The organism is Pseudomonas sp. 05N434, assembly GCF_056396965.1.
Window position 1 is genome coordinate 1 of the sequence record NZ_JBFTMK010000810.1, and the last position, 1,542, is coordinate 1,542.

At 62.6% G+C, this 1,542-nt stretch carries 1 protein-coding gene; it reads right to left on the bottom strand.

Features of this window, described 5'->3' with window-relative positions; all coding sequences use genetic code 11:
• Positions 1-153: 153 nt before the first annotated feature.
• Positions 154-1,296 (bottom strand): site-specific integrase, encoded by a 1,143-nt coding sequence (locus AC1DLB_RS29665; protein ID WP_477743106.1) that lies wholly within the window; start codon positions 1,294-1,296, stop codon positions 154-156.
• Positions 1,297-1,542: the final 246 nt, after the last annotated feature.

Below are 1,542 nucleotides of genomic sequence, written 5' to 3' on the forward strand. Positions count from 1 at the left end.
GTCCAGCGCGAAGCTCAACAGATCTAAGCTTTTCCATGTGTCGATTGGGACTTCACCTTGCCATCGGCAGGGGTGTCGGCTGCTGGCTAGGCTGTTCCGATAGCGTGCTCGCGATGAAATTCGATCCAGCCATATCACCGAATGCAGGTAGCCTCATTGCTCGCTCGGATCGGTTTCGCTGGCTTGCGGCGAGCCGCCTTGAGTGAATGACTCAGCATCCCCCAGCAGCGAGGTGGCGCGACTGCTGAGCAGCGCCCCTGCCTGAAAGTAGCCCATCACCGTGGTCACGCTGCGGTGTTCGGTCATGGCCATCACTTCGCCCAACGGCACGCCCTGGCGCCCGGCCTCGGTGACGAAGCCCGAGCGCAGGCTGTGGGCCGCCCAGTCCCCCTCCAGTCCGGCCAATTTCGCCCGGCGCTGAACGATACGCGCCACCTGGTCCGCCGACAGTCCCGCGCGACCCACGGTGTTGCCTTTATACAGGCGACGAAACAGCGGGCCGGATTCGGCCGGTGCCGCCGCCAGCCAGGCGGCCAGCGCGGCGGCGGCCGGGCCGCGCAGCGGCTTCTCGCGACGCACGCCGCCGGTATCGGTCTTGGTCGTACCCAAGGCGTACAGCCAGGTGTCGGCATCCAGTTGGCGCACATCACCGACTTGCAGGCCGACCACTTCCGAGCGCCGGCGACCGCCACCGCTCCAAGCCAACAGCAACAGGGCGCGGTCGCGAATGCCGCGCACGCCGTCGTCGCAGGTGGTCAGCAGCGCCTGCAACGGCTCGAGCACGATCGCGGTCTTCTTGCGCACCGCCACGCCCTGACGTGACTGCGCCTTGCGCGCGTCGCGCAGCAGGGTCTTCAGCGCCGACGCGTCCGTAGGGCTGTCCCATTCATTGATCCGGTGCCATTTACCGAGCACTGAAAGACGGTGGCTGACCGTGTTGAAGGCCAGTGGCCCCAACTTGGCCTTGACCCGGGCGGTGACCAGCGCGGTGTCGATCGATGGCGGCAGCAGGTGCGCCCAGCTGCCGTCGGCCAAGGGGCGAGCCAGGTGATCGAGAGCGAACTGCAGCGCCACAGCTGGTGGCAGCGGGGTATCCCCCAGCGCTTGGCCGTAACGCAGTTGCAGCCAAGCCGACCAGTAGGCAAGGGCGCTGCGGTAGCTGCGCACCGTATTGGCCGCGGTGCCGGCGGCGATAAACGCCGCGGCGGCTGCCTGGGCGTTAAGCGCCAGAAAATGCGGGTCGAGTGGGGGTTCGTCGACCAAGGGTAACTGATCTGTAATTTCTATTACGTTCAACGTATTATAATTCCAATAGTCGAAAAATAACATCGGATAATCTATCATTTCCGCAAATGGCAGCCCTTGAAATCCGTGCACCAACTCCATGCTGAACGTTGCAGATTTCACACAGCGTCGTGCTAGTGGGTGGACGCTGCAATGTCAGTAATACCGTAAACGAACATGCTGTCTCCAAAAAATTACTCAAATCAAACGAATAGGCGAATTCGCATAAGGTGCATGATCAGCCGATCAAGGGTGACA